1 protein-coding gene is annotated in these 744 nt (G+C 61.0%); it reads left to right on the plus strand.

Annotated features, from left to right (window positions below; all coding sequences use genetic code 11):
• The coding region (locus tag DS839_RS35865; RefSeq protein WP_368912121.1) for a DNA topoisomerase at positions 1-744 on the plus strand (744 nt) is incomplete at both ends.

Here is a 744-nt window from a genome sequence, read left to right on the forward strand (position 1 = left end):
AGGAGATCAAAACCTTCGTTCCGAAGGACTATTGGGAAGTCCATGCGACCTTTGGGGCGCAGGCGGGCACCTATGTCGGCAGATGGTTCAGCGCCTCGGCCCCCGTTGAGGTTGCGGAGGGCGATGAGGACGCGGCAGCCGCTGGCAGTCGATTCTGGGACAGGGCACAGGCGGACGCGATTGTAGCCAAGTGCCGGGGCGTTTCGCCCAGTTCGGTCAAGGATGAATCGAAGACCACGACCAGCGCACCACCCAAGCTGTTTGATCTCACCACCTTGCAGCGTGAGGCCAACAAGAAGTTCAAGTTCTCCGCGAAGAAGACCTTGGACATCGCGCAATCGCTCTACGAGAAGCACAAGGTCACAACCTATCCGCGCACGGACTCCACGGCTCTGCCGGAGGATTACGTGGAAAAGGCGAAGGAGGTGTTGGGCACCTTCGGCGGCTCTCCGTATGCCGAGCACGCCGGGCGGGTGATCGGCAATGGCTGGGTTCGTCAGGAGAAGCGCATCTTCGACAACTCGAAGATCAGCGACCACTTCGCCATCATCCCGACCGGCACGCGGCCTAGCGGGCTGGATGAAGCCGAGGCGAAGATTTACGACATGGTGGTGCGCCGCTTCATTGCGGCGTTCCACCCGGCAGCCGAATACAACCTGACAACCCGTGTCACCGTGGTGGCGGGGGAGTCGTTCAAGTCGAGCGGCAAGGTGCTCGTCAAGATCGGATGGCTTGAGGTGTACG

It is taken from the genome of Taklimakanibacter deserti (assembly GCA_003574785.1).